20 protein-coding genes are annotated in these 19,118 nt (G+C 49.8%); 15 read left to right on the top strand and 5 right to left on the bottom strand.

All coding sequences use genetic code 11. The features are described 5' to 3' along the window. Nucleotides 1-23 precede the first annotated feature (23 nt). From LQE92_RS05220 to LQE92_RS05210, 3 genes are read left to right on the top strand one after another with little or no spacing between them, the layout of a single operon-like run. On the top strand, nt 24-1,682 hold the full coding sequence (locus LQE92_RS05220; protein WP_231061948.1) for an AMP-dependent synthetase/ligase: 1,659 nt from the start codon (nt 24-26) through the stop codon (nt 1,680-1,682). Between the two features lie 43 nt (nt 1,683-1,725). After that, a complete protein-coding gene (locus tag LQE92_RS05215) occupies nt 1,726-1,968 on the top strand; it encodes an acyl carrier protein (RefSeq protein WP_231061947.1) in 243 nt (80 codons plus the stop codon). Nucleotides 1,969-1,981: 13 nt separating this feature from the next. Next, nucleotides 1,982-2,671 (top strand): 4'-phosphopantetheinyl transferase family protein, encoded by a 690-nt coding sequence (locus LQE92_RS05210; RefSeq protein WP_231061946.1) that lies wholly within the window; start codon nt 1,982-1,984, stop codon nt 2,669-2,671. Here LQE92_RS05210 and LQE92_RS05205 read toward each other — a convergent pair. After that, nucleotides 2,628-3,755, bottom strand: coding sequence for a FeoB small GTPase domain-containing protein (locus LQE92_RS05205; RefSeq protein ID WP_231061945.1), 1,128 nt, complete (start codon nt 3,753-3,755; stop codon nt 2,628-2,630). The genes LQE92_RS05210 and LQE92_RS05205 overlap by 44 nt on opposite strands. After that, entirely contained in the window at nt 3,745-4,008 is a 264-nt protein-coding gene (locus tag LQE92_RS05200; RefSeq protein ID WP_231061944.1) for a FeoA family protein, read from the bottom strand. The genes LQE92_RS05205 and LQE92_RS05200 overlap by 11 nt, the downstream gene beginning before the upstream one ends. A 28-nt stretch (nt 4,009-4,036) precedes the next feature. Between LQE92_RS05200 and LQE92_RS05195 the strand changes: the two genes are divergently transcribed. The 3 genes from LQE92_RS05195 (at nt 4,037) to sfsA (ending at nt 6,080) form a co-directional block, all read left to right on the top strand. Then, nucleotides 4,037-4,177 (top strand): hypothetical protein, encoded by a 141-nt coding sequence (locus LQE92_RS05195; protein WP_231061943.1) that lies wholly within the window; start codon nt 4,037-4,039, stop codon nt 4,175-4,177. A gap of 205 nt (nt 4,178-4,382) precedes the next feature. Further along, nucleotides 4,383-5,249 carry a ketose-bisphosphate aldolase gene (locus LQE92_RS05190; protein ID WP_231061942.1) on the top strand — a complete coding sequence of 289 codons (867 nt, stop codon included), beginning with the start codon at nt 4,383-4,385 and terminating at the stop codon, nt 5,247-5,249. A 123-nt stretch (nt 5,250-5,372) separates the two neighbouring features. Next, the gene (sfsA, locus tag LQE92_RS05185) at nt 5,373-6,080 is read left to right on the top strand and encodes a DNA/RNA nuclease SfsA (RefSeq protein WP_231061941.1); all 708 of its coding nucleotides are present in this window, start codon (nt 5,373-5,375) and stop codon (nt 6,078-6,080) included. On the opposite strand, the gene pyk is transcribed toward sfsA, so the two are convergent. The 3 genes from pyk to LQE92_RS05170 are packed head-to-tail and all read right to left on the bottom strand — an operon-like array spanning nt 6,075 to nt 9,363. Then, on the bottom strand, nt 6,075-7,493 hold the full coding sequence (gene pyk / locus LQE92_RS05180; protein ID WP_231061940.1) for a pyruvate kinase: 1,419 nt from the start codon (nt 7,491-7,493) through the stop codon (nt 6,075-6,077). The two genes, sfsA and pyk, sit on opposite strands and share 6 nt — an antisense overlap. A 7-nt stretch (nt 7,494-7,500) precedes the next feature. Continuing rightward, nucleotides 7,501-8,886, bottom strand: a complete 1,386-nt coding sequence (locus tag LQE92_RS05175) for an MATE family efflux transporter (RefSeq protein ID WP_231061939.1) — start codon at nt 8,884-8,886, stop codon at nt 7,501-7,503. Between the two features lie 18 nt (nt 8,887-8,904). After that, the gene (locus tag LQE92_RS05170) at nt 8,905-9,363 is read right to left on the bottom strand and encodes a GNAT family N-acetyltransferase (protein ID WP_231061938.1); all 459 of its coding nucleotides are present in this window, start codon (nt 9,361-9,363) and stop codon (nt 8,905-8,907) included. Between the two features lie 166 nt (nt 9,364-9,529). On the opposite strand from LQE92_RS05170, the gene srtB reads away from it, so the two are divergent. The 9 genes from srtB (at nt 9,530) to LQE92_RS05125 (ending at nt 19,032) form a co-directional block, all read left to right on the top strand. After that, on the top strand, nt 9,530-10,315 hold the full coding sequence (srtB, locus tag LQE92_RS05165) for a class B sortase (protein ID WP_231061937.1): 786 nt from the start codon (nt 9,530-9,532) through the stop codon (nt 10,313-10,315). A 184-nt stretch (nt 10,316-10,499) separates the two neighbouring features. Further along, nucleotides 10,500-12,620 carry a glutamine synthetase III family protein gene (locus tag LQE92_RS05160; RefSeq protein WP_231061936.1) on the top strand — a complete coding sequence of 707 codons (2,121 nt, stop codon included), beginning with the start codon at nt 10,500-10,502 and terminating at the stop codon, nt 12,618-12,620. A gap of 383 nt (nt 12,621-13,003) precedes the next feature. Next, nucleotides 13,004-14,113, top strand: a complete 1,110-nt coding sequence (locus LQE92_RS05155) for a hypothetical protein (RefSeq protein WP_231061935.1) — start codon at nt 13,004-13,006, stop codon at nt 14,111-14,113. Continuing rightward, nucleotides 14,110-14,961 carry a TPM domain-containing protein gene (locus LQE92_RS05150; protein ID WP_231061934.1) on the top strand — a complete coding sequence of 284 codons (852 nt, stop codon included), beginning with the start codon at nt 14,110-14,112 and terminating at the stop codon, nt 14,959-14,961. Before LQE92_RS05155 ends, LQE92_RS05150 begins: the two co-directional genes overlap by 4 nt. A gap of 78 nt (nt 14,962-15,039) precedes the next feature. After that, nucleotides 15,040-15,573: a peptidylprolyl isomerase gene (locus tag LQE92_RS05145; RefSeq protein ID WP_231061933.1), complete on the top strand. Its 534-nt coding sequence runs from the start codon at nt 15,040-15,042 to the stop codon at nt 15,571-15,573. A 309-nt stretch (nt 15,574-15,882) separates the two neighbouring features. Next, a complete protein-coding gene (locus LQE92_RS05140; RefSeq protein ID WP_231061932.1) occupies nt 15,883-17,181 on the top strand; it encodes an amidohydrolase in 1,299 nt (432 codons plus the stop codon). A 94-nt stretch (nt 17,182-17,275) separates the two neighbouring features. Further along, nucleotides 17,276-18,151, top strand: a complete 876-nt coding sequence (ispE, locus tag LQE92_RS05135; RefSeq protein ID WP_231061931.1) for a 4-(cytidine 5'-diphospho)-2-C-methyl-D-erythritol kinase — start codon at nt 17,276-17,278, stop codon at nt 18,149-18,151. 15 nt (nt 18,152-18,166) lie between these two features. After that, nucleotides 18,167-18,841 carry a GntR family transcriptional regulator gene (locus LQE92_RS05130; RefSeq protein ID WP_231061930.1) on the top strand — a complete coding sequence of 225 codons (675 nt, stop codon included), beginning with the start codon at nt 18,167-18,169 and terminating at the stop codon, nt 18,839-18,841. Next, a complete protein-coding gene (locus tag LQE92_RS05125; RefSeq protein WP_231061929.1) occupies nt 18,838-19,032 on the top strand; it encodes a hypothetical protein in 195 nt (64 codons plus the stop codon). The genes LQE92_RS05130 and LQE92_RS05125 overlap by 4 nt, the downstream gene beginning before the upstream one ends. Nucleotides 19,033-19,118 lie beyond the last annotated feature (86 nt).

Here is a 19,118-nt window from a genome sequence, read left to right as displayed (position 1 = left end):
TTTAAGATCGGGAGGACATGAAGATGAAGAAATATCCGCTGTATCCCATAGATTATTATATGGATTTTGCAGGCTTTATAGAGGGAATCCGGGAGAAATTCGGGGATAAGCCGGCTGTGTCCTGGTTTACCAGGAAGCAGGAGGAGAAGGGAGTGTCCTACAGGGAAATGTGCGGCCATGTGGAGGCACTCCGTGAAGTGATGAGAGAAATGGGCCTGCCCGGCAGACATGTAGCCATCATCGGAGAAAACTGCTACGAATGGCTTTTGGTTTATTTCGCGGCGGTTTCCTGCGGCGCCGTGGCAGTCTGCATTGATACAGAGCAGTCGGAAGAGACTATCCGGCAGATGCTGGATATGTCAGATGCAGAGGCCGTGTTTGCGTCTTCCGCCTGCTTGGAGATATGCCAGAGAGCGGCGGAGGAAAGCGGCCGGCTGAAAACCGTGGCGTTATTGAATGGGAAGTCAGCCCCGGATGTTCCAAGTGTATCAAGGTTTCTGGAAAAGGGAGAGGAGATCAAAAGGAGCGGAAGATCAGAAAAACCGGAAACGATCTCTCCCGAACAGACGGCGGCCATAGTCTTCACCTCAGGGACTACCAGCATGTCAAAGCCGGTCATGCTGAGCCATGAAGCTCTTCTTACAAACGCCAGTGATGCCGATGCCTGCGTATTGGTGGGGGAACGGGTGTTTACCGGACTTCCCTTTTATCATACCTATGGGATGACCTGTTCTGTTCTGGCCATGCTCATAAAAGGAGTCCATCTGTATATAAACGGAAATCTGCGGACGGTGGCAAGGGATATGCGTCTTGCCAGGCCCCATACAATGCTGACTGTTCCGCTGCTGCTGGAAGCGATCCATAACCAGATCTGGCTTGCGGCGGAGCAGGCAGGAAAGACAGAAGGATTGAGAAAGCTTCTGAGGTTTCAGAAAATCTGCAGGAAGTTCGGAATCACGAAGCAGAATAAGATTCTGGCTGATGTCCGGGAAAAGAGTATGGGCACCCTGGAGCTCATCATCTGTGGCGGAGCCCATATGGGAAAGGAGATCATGGAGGAGTTCCAGCTGCTGGGAGTGACCGTGCTTCAGGGCTATGGAATCACAGAATGTTCTCCTCTTGTGACGGTCAATCGGAACTGCGAAAACAAGCTGGATTCCGTAGGCGTGCTTCTTCCCCACTGTGAAGTAAAGATAGAGGATGAGGAAATTCTGGTCAGAGGAAAAAATATCATGAGCGGTTATTACAGATCGCCGGAGCTTACGGCGGAGGCCATGAGCGGGGAGTGGTTCCGTACCGGAGACGTAGGAAAGATAGATAAGGACGGTTTCCTCTATATCACAGGCAGAAAGAAGAATCTGGTAGTATTTAAAAATGGAAAAAAGGTTTCTCCGGAGAAACTGGAAGAAAAGATAAAGCAGATTCCGCTGGTAAAAGACGTGGTGGTCTATGGGGCCGCCAGCGGTGTGTCGGCAGACGATGTGAAGCTGGCAGCCAGCGTCTATCCGGACCCTGAGCGAACAGGCGGAATGTCCTCATATGAGATACTAGAGGAGCTTCAGCGGGAAATCAACCAGATCAATGACAGTATGCCTTTTTATCAGCAGATTCAGATGATAAATATAAGAGAGCAGGAATTTAAAAAGACAGCCATGCAGAAGATAAAAAGGCATCTGGCGTAGGAAGATTCTGCATCATTATTATAGAAATATAGGAGCGATGTACATGGAAGATAAGATTTTAGAGCTAATCCGGAAAATCATATATCGGGTGACCGGAAAAAATACTCTTACTTATGACACGGATTTTGTGCAGGATCTGGGGCTTAACTCCCTTGATATCATGAACGTGGTCGGCGCGTTTGAGGAATATTTTGATGTGGAGATACCCAACCGGGACGTGTGGCAGATGCGCCAGGTGAAGGATGTAATTGCATATATGGAGAAAAAGGGGATTACAGAGGTATGAAAGAGGTGTATATATGACGATTCCGGACGCAGGTATCTATATTTTCTGCCTGGATGACGGAAGGACGGCGGAGGACAGACTCCGTCTGTCAGCGGAGGCGTTCCAGAAAATGCACGGATTGCGGGAAAAGTCGGGAGCAGAGCGCCCGGATAAGTGGAAAACGGCCAGAACGGAAAAGGGGAAGCCATATTTTCCGCTCTGCCCGTTCCTGCAGTTTTCCATCAGCCACAGCGGGACATACTGGGTCTGCGCTTTTGCAGAGGAACCGGTGGGGATAGACCTTCAGGAACATACGAAAAAGAACGATGAGACAATGGAAACCGCCGCTTCCAGATACCGGAAATTGGCGGGGCGGTTTCTTCACCCGTATGAAGCGTCATATGTACAGGAGCAGACAGGGAATTCCTATGATCGGTTTTTTCGTATCTGGGCGGCGAAAGAAAGCTATGTAAAATATACCGGAAGCGGAATTGACGGACGCTTTGGGGAGATATCGGTGCTGCCGGAGGACGGGAATGCTGACGGGGTTTTTAAAAACCTGCCAGAGGAGAACGGCATCCGAGTATGGAAGGCGGCAGGAGCATGGTTTCATGAGGTGCCGTTCCTGGAGGATTATTCCCTGTGCGTGTGTATGGGGAGACAAGCTGGGCAGGCCCTCTTCACATGCACAGGGCCTGCTTTCCACATGCAGAGCATTTTTTGAACTGATGGTCCAGGTTAAAAGCGACCCTGGGCAGATAACCGAGATCCTCGAGCAAAGTGAACAGAGGAAAAAAGATTGCCATGGGGGGCAGCATCACGGCTATGACCCAGGTGGAAACCTTGTATACTCCGGATATCAGCATACCTTGTATCCATCCGGGTACATGGCCCATACCGGCCAGGAGATAGAGCTTATCTTCCAGCCATCCAAAGCCGCTGCTTAAGAGCTGGCTTGGATAATTGGCACCGCTGAGGCTTAGCCAGAACAAGAGGAATAAAAGGGCGAGCATCAGCAGGGTCCCGGTGACGGGGCCGGTTACGGCACGGTCGATGCGGAAATCCCGTTTCCGGTATTCTGGCCGGTGATAGACAGTCACCTGCCGGGAGACTTCTTCTGCTTTCTGCATAAAATGTTCCGGCGGAGCTTCACAGGACTGGAAAGCTTCAGGGGAATCATCGCTGTATTTCCCCGCCTCTTTAAGGAGTTCATCAAGCCCTTCTCCTTTGGCGGCGCTGATGGGCACCACGGGGATGCCGAGGAGTTCTTCAAGATGGGGAAAGTCTATGACGATTCCTTTCTTTTTTGCCTCATCACAGAGATTCACACAGAGGATCACATGAGGAGTCAGGGCCATGATCTGGAATACCAGGGCCAGGCTTCTCTCCAGGCTGGTGGCGTCGCAGATGGCGATGATGACATGGAAGCAGCCCTGGCAGACCGCTTCTCTGGCCACTTCTTCCTCCGGAGAATCGCTGCACAGGGAATAGGTGCCCGGCAGATCCGTGAGTTCGAAGGAGGACTTTCCGAACCGGCAGAAGCCAGTGGCGCAGGCTACCGTTTTTCCAGTCCAGTTCCCTACATGCTGGTGCAGGCCGGTAAGGGCGTTGAATAAAGTACTTTTTCCCACATTGGGGTTTCCGGCGAGAGCTGCCCGGCAGACAGCGGGCCGGCAGCTGCAGCATGTGCAGCCGGTACAGTCAGTATTTTCACAATCGGCGCAGGAAAGCTCGCAGCCGGGGAAAGGAGTATAAGGTTCTGATGAGGATTTTTTCTTGAAACGGCGGAACAGACGGTCAATGGTCATGGCGGCAGTTATCTCCTTCCAGAAGGTGTATGGCTATCTGGGAGGAATCTTCCTTCCTCAGGGCGATCATGGTGCCCCGAAGGTCGAAGGCAGAAGTTTCTCCGCTTTTTTTACTGAGGATGCAGGTGATTTTTGTACCGGGAAGAAACCCGAGTTCCGCCAGGCGGCGGGCGGTGGAGATGGTATCGGATATCTTTATGAGAACCGCTTCTTCGCCGGGTTTGAGCTGATTTAAGAAAACGTCAGATGACATGTGAGTCTCCTTTATGAACGGAAGAATCATGTTATTACATGATATGAAGGTGCATAACAGGAAGTGCGGAACAGGAGGAGAGAGGCATGACATGAAAAATGTCAGGACTTATGAAAAAGAGCAGGGGCGGGGAGAATGTGTGGGGAAAAAGAAAAATATTGTCAAATAAAGACCAGAATTTTAACAAATTGAAGAACAGATGAAATAATATTTTTTATACTTGTGTAATGTATACAATTTATACCCGGGGCATCGTGAGAAATTTCCTAAAATATACAAGTAATACTTGACACTGTGATATATTTGATATACTATGAACACATAAGGTAACTAGTACAAGCCAATAGAAAAGCAAATTTAGGAGGAAGTATTCAATGTTAATGAACATGGCTGATTTATTAGCGGTAGCTAATGAGCACAATTTCGCAGTTCCTGCTTTCAATGTAAGCAGCAGTATGATCCTGAAAGGTGTTATGCATACGTGTGAAGAGATGCAGGCGCCTGTTATTATTGCCATCCATCCCGACGAGCTGGAGTTCGTTGAGGACAGCTTCGTAAAGGCTGTTATCGACGAAGCGAATAAGACGACCGTACCTGTTTGTATCCATCTGGATCACGGCGCAAAGTTTGAGCAGATCCTGCGTGCGATCAGAGACGGCTTTACCTCCGTCATGATTGATGCTTCCAGCCTTCCTTTAGAAGAGAATATCGCGATCACGAAGAAAGTCATCGAAGTTGCCCATCCTTTGGGAGTATCCGTAGAAGCTGAGCTGGGCACCATCGGAACTGCTGATGATTATGGTGAGGCAGGCTCCAAGAAGATTATTTATACAGAAGTAGATGATGCTGTTAAGTTTGTGAAGGAAACCGGTGTTGACTGCCTGGCTATCGCCATTGGTACTGCACACGGTCTGTATCCGAAGGACAGGATTCCTGAGCTGAAGCTTGACAGACTGAAAGAGATCAAAGCAAATGTCAGCATTCCGCTTGTACTTCACGGCGGATCCGGAAACCCCGACAAAGAGATCGGAGAATCCGTTAAGCTTGGCGTGAACAAGATCAACATCTCCAGTGATATCAAAGACGCGTTCTATCAGGAGTGCCGTAAGGTTCTGGAGGACAAAGGTCTTCGTGAGCCCATGGCTATCTACCCTAAATGCATCGACGCTATGAATGAAGTTGTTCGTCATAAGATCAACCTGTTTGACGATGCAGACAAGGTAAAATATTACTACGAATAATCGGGACAGCCGGTTTTTGGACTTTGAACTGTTTTAATCATTGCGTAATATGCACCCCTGCGGGATTTTCCCGCAAGGGTGTTTTTGCATATGCGGGAAACGTCCTGTTGAGGAGAAGGAAACATGAAATATGAGAACATGATGCCAGGGATTTTTATAAGCCGTCCCAACCGGTTTGTGGCGAAGGCATGGATAAAGGGGAAAGAAGAAATATGCCATGTAAAGAATACCGGACGGCTCAGAGAGCTTTTATACCCCGGTGCCCCCATATGGGTACAGCATCGGGACGATCCGGCCCGGAAGACTCAATATTCCCTGATCTTGGCAGAAAAAACGCTGGAAAACGGAAAGAAGATATTGGTAAATCTGGATTCACAGGCTCCCAACCAGGCAGCAGAGGAGTGGGTGAAGAATGGAGCAGATGGCTTTTTTAAAGACGTTTCGCTGATGAAGAGAGAGACAAAGTTTGGAAATTCTCGGTTTGATCTCTATATAGAGGCGGGCGGAAAACGGATTTTTATGGAAGTAAAAGGAGTCACTCTGGAGAAAAACGGAATCGCGCGTTTTCCCGATGCGCCGACTCTGCGGGGACTGAAGCATGTAGAAGAACTGGCAGCCTGCCGGGAAGCAGGGTATGAAGCATATCTGCTTTTTGTGATTCAGATGAAAGGCGTCAGGCTTTTTGGACCAAATGACATCACCCATCCTGCATTCGGCGAAGCCCTCAGGGCTGCCGCGGGGATGGGTGTTCATATCCTTGCTTATGATTGTCTGGTCACAGAAGACAGCATGACCATCGAGAAACCGATAGAAGTATGTTTGAGCTTATAGCTTGCTGATTCTCATCATGTCGATGGCGCTGTTCTTTTCGTGAGGGCCTCCTGAGATCACAATGGTATCTCCTTCCTCTACGATGCCGGAACGGAGGGCGATATCCTCAGCATGGCGGAACAGGCTGTCGGCGCTTGACTGCTCTTCTGCCTGGAAGGGATATACTCCCCAGGCGAGACTCAGCTGACGCAGGGCTTTTTTGTCCACGGTCGGAGCGATGATAGGGGCGGCGGGCCTGTAATCGGCGATCATGCGGGCGCTGCGGCCAGTCCTGGTCACCGCGACGATGGCCTTAGCGTCCAGATAATTTGCGGATGTGATCGCGGAGATGCCGACTGCCACCGCGGGAATCCGCTCCAGACATAAGGAATCGTGAAGCTCTGAGAATCGTTTTTTATAATTAATATCTTTTTCTGTCGCTTCCGCGATATCGGCCATGGTACGGACTGCTTCGGTCGGATAATCTCCGGCGGCTGTCTCGCCGGACAGCATGATGACGGAGGTTCCGTCATAAATGGCGTTGGCCACATCCGATACCTCGGCTCTGGTGGGACGCGGGCTGTAGGTCATGGATTCCAGCATCTGGGTCGCGGTCACTACGTGCTTGCCGGCCCGATAACATTTTTTAATGATGGTTTTCTGGATGCCGGGCAGCTCTCGGAACGGAATCTCCACGCCCAAGTCTCCTCTGGCCACCATGACGCCGTCGCTGAGTGTGAGTATTTCATCCAGATTTTCAATTCCCTGAGTATTTTCTATTTTTGCAATAATCTGAATCCGTTTTCCTCCGTTGTCATCCAGAAGCTTTCGGAGCTTCCGGATATCATCTGCGGTCCTTGTGAAAGAGGCGGCCACGAAATCCACATCCTGAGAGATACCGAAGAGAATATCGCTTCTGTCTGCTTCGTTGATGTAAGGCATCGGAATATCCAGGTTGGGGATATTAATGCTTTTGTGGTTGCTGATCTTGCCCCCGTTGATCACACGGCATATGACAGAGGTACCGTCAATTTTTTCAACAAACATGGCGATCTTGCCGTCATCGATCAGAATCCTTGTGCCTATGCTCACACAGGAGGCGAGTCCGCAGAAGGTGAGACCGACGCCCTCTTCTGTCCCGGGCTCGTCAGAGGTACTTAAGGTAAAGGCTTGGCCAGGCTGCAGGACGACAGAACCCTCCTCAAAATTCTGAAGCCGGATTTCAGGCCCCTTGGTGTCCAGAAGCAGGGCCACAGGACGGCCAAGTTCGGCGCTCACACGCTTTACCCGGTCCATCCGGGTCTTTTGTTCTTCATGGGAACCATGGGAGAAATTGAATCTCGCGCAGTCCATTCCATTGCTTATAAGTGAGCGGATAGCTTCGTCGGTATCTACGGCAGGCCCCATAGTACAGATGATCTTAGTCTTTCTCATAAATTGTCTACTCCTTTTCTTGCTTTCCTGCATGTGTCATGATTTTATTAAAATTCAATAGGAACAAAGTAGTGGTGGTAATGACGGCTATTACGTCAGAAATCGGCTCTGCCAGATACAGTCCCAGCGTGCCGAGGCCGCCGGCCTTCGGCAGAAGGAGGGCCAGGGGTATCAGCAGGATCACTTTTCTCAGCAGTGACAGGAACAGAGATATCTTAGCCTGTCCCAACGCCAAAAAAGTCTGCTGGCAGGCGGTCTGCGCGCCGAAGATGGTCATACCCGCAATATAGATTCGGAGACCGAAGCTGCCTATGCGGATGATTTCCGGATCATTGCTGAAGAGGCGCACAAAGAATTCCGGAAAAATCATCAGGGAGCCTGCGCCGATCAGCGAATAGAGGAGCGAGGTGATAAAAGTCATGCGGAAGGTCTTTTTCACCCGTTCCACATTGCCGGCTCCGAAGTTGTAGCTGATAACAGGCTGTGCGCCCTGCGTCAGTCCGTGTAATGGAAAAGACAGCATTTGGCACAGACTGAAAAGGATAGTCACCGCTCCTACATAGTTATCGTTTCCGTAAGTCTGCATTCCCCGGTTGAATGTGAGCTGTACCAGACATTCTGTCGCCTGCATAATGAAAGGAGACAGCCCGAGGGCGAGGACCGGCAGAAGGATATCTGCCCGGAGCCGGAGATTTTGACGACGTATCTTTAAAAAAGAATGCCTGCTCATCAGAAAAACGGTAACCCAGACTGCGGATACTCCCTGGCTTATGATGGTGGCAAGGGCAGCTCCGCTGACGCCCATCTGGAAGCCATAAATAAAGACTGGGTCCAGGATGATGTTTAAGACAGCTCCTATGAGGACTGTGATCATGCTGGTCTTCGCAAAGCCCTGGGTGGAGATGAACTGATTGAGGCCCAGGGCGAATTGTACAAAGATGGTCCCGCACAAATAGATGGTCAAATACCGGTCCGCGTAAGGGAGCGTGTCCAGGCTGGCTCCGAAGGCCAGAAGGATGGGCTCTTTAGCGGCCATGAATACCACAGTCAGGACGGCCGAGAGAATGAGAAGAAAACAGACAGAGTTTCCCAGGATCCGTTCGGCCCCCTCTTTATTTTTCTGCCCCATCATGATGGCAGCCCGGGGCGCGCCGCCCATGCCGATGAGGGCGGCAAAGGCGGAGATCAGAATAATGATGGGGAAGGAGACACCCAGGCCTGCCAGGGCCAAAGAACCAGTGCCCGGTATCCGTCCCACAAAAACCCGGTCTACCATATTATATAGAAGATTCACGATCTGGGCGAATACGGTGGGGAGGGCCAGGGAAAACAGAAGTTTTCCAAGGGGAGCCGTCTCCAGGGGGCTGTTTTTCGAAGCGGATCGTTCGGGCACGTAGGTCGCCTTCTTTCTTTACTGGTTTATTTTTATCATCTGAATATAGTCCAGATTTTCATAGCCATATTTTCTATAAATATCCATGACATAAGCGTTGTCCGGAGCGACCTCCAGCCGGGAGCCGGCAGCCCTGCCCTCATACTCCTCAAAAAACCACTGAAAAAAATACTTGGCGCCGCCTTTTCCCCGGGCCTCCGGAATAAAGTATAATTCTTCCAGGATGATCATAGGGCCTCCGGCTTCCGTACTCCAGGAGTGGGCGATCAGAGCATAGCCGATCGGAGCCGCGCCGGAAGGCGATTCTGATTCGAGCATCAGACACCGCACATAAGGAGAGCCGTCCAGGAAGGCTTCCAGATTCTGTGCCTGCAGCTTTCTTTGAAAGCCGTGTAAAGTAGCCTCTGAATTGTAAAAATCCTGGGACATGTCCAGGAATACGTCTTTATCAGAAGATATCATATCTCGTATAATCATAAAATTCCTTTCTGGGACAGCATTTGTCCATCCGGATAAAAATTCCCTCTCTATCATAGATGATATTGGTAAAAATATCAAGTAAATAGCTTGTTAAGACGCTTGCCAAAGAGGAGATGGTTCTTCTATAATAGAGTCATATGAAGAGCCACGGAGGAAGGAAATTATGGACAAAAAGAAAAAAAGAGGAAATTTCATTAGAAATATTATTTTTGCGGCGGCATTGGTCGTCTTTGCCGTGTCGGCTTACCAGCTGCTCATGATTTATATGGAATATAAAAAAGGATCCGATGAATATAAGGACCTGGCCGGTGAAGCGGAGAAGATACTGGCTTCTGCGGAAGAAACGGAGGAAGCGGGAAACGGAGAGAACAGCGAAAGTGCTGCAGCCGGTCCATGGATGGACCTCTATAATGCCATGATAAAGGAAAATGAGGACTATATAGGCTGGATAACCATAGAGGATACCAATATCAATTATCCCATTGTTCAGTGTGAGGACAATGACTATTATCTGACCCATACCTTTGAGCGGGAAGAAAACGCGTCGGGCGCCCTGTTTGTGGACAGTGGGATTCAGGACAGGATGGAAGGAAAAAATGTCATTGTCTATGGACACAATATGAAAAACGGCTCCATGTTTGCCAACCTGAAAAAATACCGGGAGGATGAGTTTTTTGAGGATCACAGGCATTTTAAGGTATACACGGCTACAGGCCTTTACATCTACGAAGTATTTTCCGTTTACACTGTTTCTCCGGACAGCGATACCTATACCATAGGCTTTGCAGATGACGCGGATTTTATGAATTATATTCAGAAAATGCAGAGCCGTTCTATTCACAATACGGGAGTTACGGTGAGTGCGGAGGACAAGATCATCACCCTTTCCACTTGTGTGAACCATAACGTGGACAGGCTGATCATACAGGCCAAACGTTTAGAATCTTAAGTAGGGGAGCCCCGCGTACTGAAAAAAGTGCTTGCAATTCTGAATAAAATGAGGTATCGTATAATGCAGATGGAGCCAGAACTCCAGTAATATGGTTTGACGATTGAACGAAGGCGTTCCATAAGGGCGCCTTTTCTTTTTTGTCAGGCCCGAGGACAGAAAAAGCAGGATGGAGGAAATATCTATGTGCGAGAAGTTTGTGAACGTCGAAAAGATTTTCGGTGAGAATGTGTTCACTCTTGGTAAGATGAAAGAGCGTCTGCCGAAAAAGATTTATGCGGAAGTGAAAAATATCATCGATCATGGCGGCGAAATGTCTCTGGCGACAGCTGATGTGGTGGCAAAGGCCATGAAGGACTGGGCTGTGGAACATGGAGCGACCCATTACACCCATTGGTTCCAGCCGCTGACCGGCATTACCGCAGAAAAGCACGATTCTTTTATCATGAATCCGGATGAAGAAGGCCATATGCTGATGGAGTTTTCCGGCAAAGAACTGATCAAAGGCGAGCCGGATGCATCCTCCTTCCCCTCCGGCGGGCTCCGCGCCACATTTGAAGCCAGAGGCTATACGGCGTGGGACTGTACTTCTCCCGCATTTTTAAAGGAAGACGCGACGGGAGCGATTCTCTGCATCCCCACGGCTTTCTGTTCCTATAAAGGAGAGGCGCTGGATAAAAAGACTCCGCTGCTGCGCTCATTGGAGGCGCTCAGTGAACAGGCGATTCGTATCGCCAGACTTTTTGGAAACACGGAGGCGACCAAGGTGACCGCTTCGGTCGGGCCGGAACAGGAATATTTTCTGGTGGACCGGGGACTGTATCTGCAGAGGAAAGACTTGATCTACGCGGGAAGGACGCTGTTCGGTGCTCCGGCTCCCAAGGGACAGGAAATGGACGACCATTATTTCGGCGTCATCAAAGAGCGTATCGGTTCCTTTATGAAGGACTTAAATGTAGAGCTGTGGAAATTGGGGATATCTGCCAAGACACAGCATAATGAGGTGGCTCCCGCGCAGCATGAGCTGGCTCCGATCTACAATACCGCCAATATTGCTGTCGATCACAATCAATTGGTCATGGAGACCATGAAAAAAGTGGCTCAGCGTCACGGACTCGCCTGCCTTCTTCATGAGAAGCCTTTTGCCGGTGTAAATGGTTCCGGCAAGCATGACAACTGGTCTATCTGCACAGACAACGGCGTGAATATGCTGGATCCCGGTGAAACGCCGAACCAGAATATCCAGTTCCTTCTGGTGCTGGCCTGCATTATTAAGGGTGTGGACATCCACGCAGATCTTCTGCGCCAGTCAGCGGCCAATGTGGGAAACGACCACAGGCTGGGCGCCAATGAAGCGCCGCCGGCGATCATTTCCATGTTCCTGGGCGAGCAGCTGGAGGACGTGGTCAAGCAGCTGATTGAAACTGGTGAGGCCGCTTCCTGTAAAGAAGGCGGAAGATTATACACCGGTGTGAGCACCCTGCCCGATCTCGCGAAGGACGCTACCGACCGGAACAGGACTTCTCCCTTTGCTTTTACAGGAAATAAATTTGAATTTCGTATGGTCGGATCGTCGGATTCCATCGCGAGTCCCAATACGACTCTGAACGCGATCGTGGCGGAGGCGTTCTGCGAGGCGGCGGATGTTCTGGAGAAGGCGGATGACTTCGATATGGCGGTCCATGATCTGATCAAGGAATATCTGACGGAGCATCAGAGGATCATTTTCAACGGAAACGGCTATTCAGAAGAATGGGTGGCTGAGGCAGAGAGAAGAGGGCTCCCCAATATCAAATCCATGGTGGATTCGGTACCGAGCCTGACCACCGACAAGGCGGTGAAGCTTTTCGAGAAATTCCATATCTTTACGAAAGCGGAGCTGGAGTCCAGAGCGGAGATTCTTTATGAGACCTATGCGAAGGCAATCAATATTGAGGCGCTGACCATGGCAGATATGGCTGGAAAACAGCTGATTCCTGCCGTTATCACCTATACGACAGAGCTGGCGGCTTCTTTGAGCGCCGTTTCTGAAGCCTGTCCTGAAGCGGATGTCAGTGTTCAGAAGGAGCTTTTGATTGAGACGTCCACTCTGCTTGCGGAATCCCAGAAGGCGTTTAAGAGGTTAAAAGAAATGACGGCGGAGTCTGCAGCGATGGAGGACGTGGAAGCACGTGCCAAATCATATCATGATAAGGTGATGCCTGCGATGACAGCTTTGAGGGCGCCCCTCGATAAGCTGGAGATGATCGTGGATAAGGAGATCTGGCCGATTCCTTCCTACGGCGATCTGACCTTTGAGGTCTGACGCGGCAATTTATGAGACGATAAAAACCGCGGCTTCCAGAGCCGCGGTTTTTCCAATAAAAAACCCCTGTTTTGACGAGGAACAGGGGTTTTTTATATAGTAGTAAAAAGGGAGGAGAGCTGAAGACAGCTCATGTTATGAAAAAAATATTGAGGCATTAGCATTGGCTTTTGCTCCGAATATTGGTAAATGTCTTTTGTGAACCGTTTTTCTTTATCTTTTTCTTATGGTTATAGTATATGCGGTAATCGTGAAGAAATCGTGTTGCTCATGTAAAAAGATTTTGAATGATATTTGAACAAAATATGAACGGCCGGAAGTTATGGACATCTGACAGCGGCTTTGTTAAAATAAAAGTAGTATGATCTTAAAAGGAGAACGATATGGTAGTGACTTATAAATGCCCCGGCTGCGGGGCCCCTATGGTATTTGATCCAGAAAGCCAGAAGCTTTCCTGTGACCATTGCCAGATGGAGATGACGGTAAAAGAATATGAAGACAAATATGGTGCGCCGTCTGCGAGGGAAGAAACGGAAGAAGAGAAAAATCTGCATAAGGCGGCCGGTCCTGTGGAGACAGAGGAAGAGGGCAGTCATGTGTCAATGGAAGACGGCCCGACCATGGATGTGAAAAAGTATCACTGTTCCTCCTGCGGCGCGGAGGTGATCACCGACGATACCACGGCGGCCGCCATATGCAGCTTCTGCGGAAGTCCGGCGCTTATTGAAGAAAGGATGGACGGTGCCAAAAGACCTGTTGAAGTGCTGCCTTTCCGCATCACCAGAGAGCAGGCGGTGGAAAAATTCAAGGCCTGGACGAAAAAGGGTCTGTTCACTCCTAAGAGTTTTACCAGCCAGAGTACGATTGATAAGATCACAGGGATCTATGTGCCCTACTGGCTGGTGGATTATGACGCGAATGTCAAGCTTCGCGCCCACTGCACCAGGACCAGGACTACCAGAAGAGGGGACACAGAGTACATATATACCGACCATTTTGATGTAACGCGGGATGTGGATGCAAAATATGAACGTCTCCCTCTGGACGCATCCGCCAAAATGGATGATTCTACCATGGACCTGCTGGAGCCTTTTAATTATCAGGAGCTTAAGCCCTTTGAGATGCCGTATCTGTCGGGCTATCTGGCGGAGGTCTATTCATATACGGATAAAGATATGGAAGGACGCGGGAAGAATCGGATCCGGGAATACGCCCTGAAAGCGGCCAGGAATACCATTACCGGCTACAGCGGGGTCAGCGTGACGGAACAGCGGCTCCGCATCGATGAGACGAAAGCGGAATATGTCATGCTGCCGGTCTGGATGCTTAACTACCGATATAACGGAAAGGATTATTCCTTCACTCTTAACGGGCAGAGCGGAAAGCTTGTGGGAGTTCTGCCGATCTGCAGAGGAAAGATCGCCGGCTGGATGGCGGGGATGACCGTTGGTATATTTGCGCTTCTTACGGTGCTGGGAGGGGTATTTGGATGATAAGAAAAAGACTAATTGGAAAAAATATGCTGTGTATCCTGCTTCTTTTCATATTCTTCATCCTGTGCGGCTTTGACAGTGAGGAACAGAAGATATACGATGAAGCCGGACTTTTATCCGGGCAGGAAGAAGAGGAGCTACAGGATCTTCTTGTGAAAAAAGCCCAGGAGACGGAACAGGATTTTATTATTGTGACGACAGACGACAATGAGGGGAAAAGTGCGAGAAGCTATGCAGATGACTTTTATGATACCCATAAATTCGGATATGAAAAAGAAAATGGTTCCGGGGTCCTGCTGCTTTTGGACATGGACGGAAGAGAAGTCTATATCAGTACGGCAGGGACTGCCATACAGAATTATACGGATGCGGAGATAGACAACACGCTGGATTCCCTTATTCCTTTAATGAAGAAAAAGGATTATATGGGGGTGTGCCGAACCTTCATAGAGGATGCCGGAAGACGCCTGACCGGAGGAGACGAGGCACAGAACGGGTATTACGATGCGGATTCGGACCAGTTTGTCTCCGCAGAGCTTTCCGGATGGCAGAAGGTATTCACACCCTCCAGGATATTGATTCATCTTGCGGCGGCGTTTGTCCTGTCCGGCATCATTGTGGCGTGCATTGCCCACAACCGGAAAACAAAAATGAGCGTGGGAAGCGGGACCTATTTGAAGGACGGGCAGCTGGGCTTCCGGGCGCGGAGCGACCGCTTCACTCATACGACGGTGGTGACCAGGCATATTCCCCGAGACAATGACAGTCATTCTTCTGGAGGAGGATATAGCTCTTCCCATACCAGCAGCGGCGGCCACAGTCACGGAGGCGGGGGCAGGAGCTTCTGATTTGCTATGTTTAGACGTAGACAGAACATAGAATAGGGTGTTATGATAAACCATACAGAATATTGAAGGAGAATAAAAATGGAAGAGAAGAAAAATCCGATTGTAACAATTGAAATGGAAGACGGCGGTGTCATCAAGGCGGAGCTTTATCCGGAGATCGCCCCGAACACAGTCAATAATTTCATCAGCCTTGTGAAAAAGGGTTTTTATGATGATTTGATTTTCCACAGAGTAATCCGCGGATTTATGATTCAAGGCGGATGCCCTCTGGGACAGGGGACCGGCGGGCCCGGCTACCAGATCAAAGGGGAATTCGCTGATAATGGCGTGGAGAACACTCTGGCCCATGAGCCTGGTGTGTTGTCCATGGCGAGAGCTATGCACCCGGATTCCGCAGGCTCCCAGTTCTTTATCATGCACAAAAAATCCCCGCATCTCGACGGACAGTATGCGGCGTTTGGAAAAGTGGTAGAAGGAATGGACGTGGTAAACGCCATTGCTGAGACGGCCACTTCCTATGGCGACAGGCCGGTCAAACCCCAGAGGATGAAGACCGTGACGGTAGAGACCTTTGACGTGGAATATCCGGAACCGGAGAAATGTGAGGAATAGACATCGGGATTCCCTGAAATTACCTGCGGAAACATGAACATGAAGAACCGCTCCGGATATTCCAGAGCGGCTCTCCATGTCATAAAATATTTTAATGTGAGGGAAAACAAAATGCTGGCGGTCAATGCCGCTATTATACAAAAAAATAAAGCATGCCTCTTATACGAGCACGCCTTTGTTCTGTATAATTACATTATAGCTTGATATGCTGAATTGTCAATATTTCCATCAAAAAAAGATTGTTTTTCCTCATATACAATTTTATACTGATATATATACGATAAATAATGATATGGAAGGAGGCGCCGGATGAATATAGAAATCAGGCAGGAAACGGAACAGATCCGCAACTATGTTGTGAATCTGAGAAAACATTTCCATCAGAATCCGGAGCTTTCCCTGGAAGAATGGGAAACGTCAAAACGCATCAAGACGGAGTTGGAGGAAATGGACATCCCCTTCATTGAGACGGCGGGAACGGGAGTGATAGGCATTCTCGGGCATGGAGAGCCGGTGATCGCCCTGCGGGCAGATATGGACGCTCTCAAGGTGGATGAAAAGACGGATGTGGGCTATAAATCCTGCACACCAGGAGTCATGCATGCCTGCGGTCATGACGCTCATACGGCGGCGCTCCTGGGAGCGGCCAGGATCCTTAAGACTCATGAGGAAGAGCTGAACTGTACGATCAAGCTGGTGTTTCAGCCGGGGGAAGAAGTCTGCAAGGGCGCAAAGATGATGATGGATGCCGGATATATGGATCATGTGGAGCAGATTTTCGGGCTGCATGTGTTCGCGGATATCCCGGTCGGATATATTAACATAGAGCCGGGGCCCCGCATGGCGGAGTCCGATCTTTTTAAGATTACGATCAAAGGCCGTCAGGGCCATGCGGGGAAACCGCAGCAATGCGTAGATGCGACTGTGGCAGCGGCGGCGACTATCATGAACCTGCAGCAGATCGTCAGCAGGGAGACGAATCCGATCGATGCGGCGGTTGTGAACATTGGACATATGGTTTGCGGGACGGTGCGGAATGTGGTGGCCGGCTCCGCTGTCATGGAGGGGACTGTCCGCACCTTTTCCCGGGCGGAGGGAAAACGGATAGAGAATGCCGTGAAGCGTGTGGCCATGGGGACGGCGGCCACTTATCATGCTACGGCCGATGTGGAATATATTTTATCTGCTCACCCAGCCGTGGACAATGATCCGGACGTGGCGGAAATCGTGTTTTCAGGGGCGCAGAAGGTCTTTAAGGAGGATGCGTTCATTGAGGTTCCGAAGATGATGCTGGGGGAGGACTTTTCCGTATACCAGCAGCGGATTCCGGGTGCGTTCGCTTTTATTGGCGCGGGAAATGAAGAAATGGGCAGAGCTTATCCCAATCACCATGAGAAGTTCAATATTGATGAAAGAGCTGTAACGAATTCTGTGATGGTGTATTTAGCCTATGTTCAGGAATATGTGAACAGAAGAAACGAGGCAGCGAAGGGCATCAGACCGAAGGAACGCCAACTTCCGCAGGATCATGGCCTTAGAGGAAGGTTTCAAAAACTCAGAAAAGAAAAAGAAAAGGAAAGTGCCGCGAAATCATCTGTAAAACAGTGAAAAATCGCGTATTTTAAAAAAAGATAAGACAGAAGAATTGTATTATTAAAGAAAATTGTGTATACTATGTATACAAAATACGATGGAGAAGATCATGAGCGATCAGATAAGCCTTCGGGCGTATGGAAAGATCAACCTGGGGCTCGATGTGGTGGGAAAACGGTCTGACGGATATCATGAGGTCAAGATGGTCATGCAGACGGTAGGCCTATATGACAGCCTGAAGCTGGAACGGAAGAAAGAACCGGGAATCCATGTGACGACGAATCTCTATTTTCTCCCCACGGGGGAAGACAACCTGGTCTATCGGGCCGCGGACATGTTAATGAAGGAATTCGGAGTGAAAGAAGGGCTGTCCATTGGACTCCATAAGAGAATACCTGTGGCGGCTGGGATGGGCGGAGGCAGCAGCGACGCAGCGGCGGTATTGGTCGGAGTCAATAAGTTGTTTCACCTGGGCCTCTCTAGAAAAGCTCTTATGGAGCGCGGAGTAAACCTTGGAGCAGACGTTCCTTACTGTGTCATGAGAGGGACCGCCCTGGCAGAGGGGATTGGAGAGAAACTGCGGCGCCTGCCTCCCATGCCGGATTGTTTTATACTTCTGGCTAAGCCGCCGGTCAGCGTATCTACACGATTTGTATACGGAAATCTGAAAGCGGACATCCTCCCCTTTCATCCGGATCTGGACGGTATGATAAAGGCGCTGGAAAAAAACAATCTGAGTGGAGTGGCGGCTTGTATGGGAAATGTACTGGAGACGGTGACGATACCGGCATATCCCCAGGTACAGAAGCTCAAGGATATCATGATGGATGCGGGCGCCAGAATGGCTCTGATGAGCGGGAGCGGACCGACTGTATTCGGAATCTTTGATAAAAAAGAAACGGCAGACAGAACCTGCCGGATGCTTCGGAGAGAGGGACTCGCGAAGCAGGCATATACAGTAAAACCCTACAACAGCAAAGAATAAAGGCGGAGGTGTCAGATGGACGGTTGGAAAGTGAACGAAAATGAATATCTTCCACTGCGTGATGTAGTGTTCAATACGCTGCGGCGCGCGATTCTGAGGGGAGAGCTGACACCTGGTCAGAGGCTGATGGAGATACAGCTGGCGGAGAGGATGGGGGTCAGCCGTACACCGGTCAGGGAAGCTATTCGGAAGCTGGAGCTGGAAGGGCTGGTCGTCATGGTCCCGAGGAAAGGCGCTGAGGTGGCGCACATTTCCGGAAAGAATCTCAGAGATGTCTTAGAGGTACGCCGCGCCTTGGAAGAGCTGGCCGGAGAGCTGGCTTGTGAAAGGATGACCGAGGAAGGATTCCGGCTTCTGGAGCAGGCCAACCATAAGTTTGCGGCAGTGATAAGCAGTGATGACATCACAGTGATCGCTCAGGCAGATGAAGAGTTTCATTCCCTGATCTATCAGGCGACGGATAATGAGCGTCTCGTGCAGATGGTGAATCATTTGAGAGAACAGATGTACCGTTACAGGATAGAGCATATAAAGGACAGGTCACAGAGGAAGATTCTTGTTCAGGAACATCAGGATATCATGCGGGCATTGTCAGGCCGGGACGTGGACCTGACCAGGCGGACGATCAGGAATCACATAAACAAACAGGAAGTGACGGTCGCCAGGAGTATTAAGGAGCAGGAGAGATGACATTTAAAGAACGGTATCTGGCCGGAGAAATCGAATTTGAAGAGATAGACAGATATATCAGCCGCTGGAACAACAGCGATGATATGCGGACGCTGCGGGAATATCTGGGTTTAAACGCAGAAGAAGAGGATATCTGGATAGAGGAAAGTGACGAGGCTCTGCAGGAAATGCTGGACAGTCAGAAAAAATAAATGTGATAATGAGAAGAAAAGACGGTGCTGTCGTTGGACGGCGCCGTTTTTGATTGCGTCCAAATAGCATCATTGCAGCCCACATA

Origin of the sequence: Lientehia hominis (assembly GCF_021044755.1) — a bacterium.
GTDB lineage: Bacteria > Bacillota > Clostridia > Lachnospirales > Lachnospiraceae > Lientehia > Lientehia hominis.
Note: the sequence above shows the minus strand (reverse complement) of the source record. Positions and strands in the feature narration are given on the sequence as shown.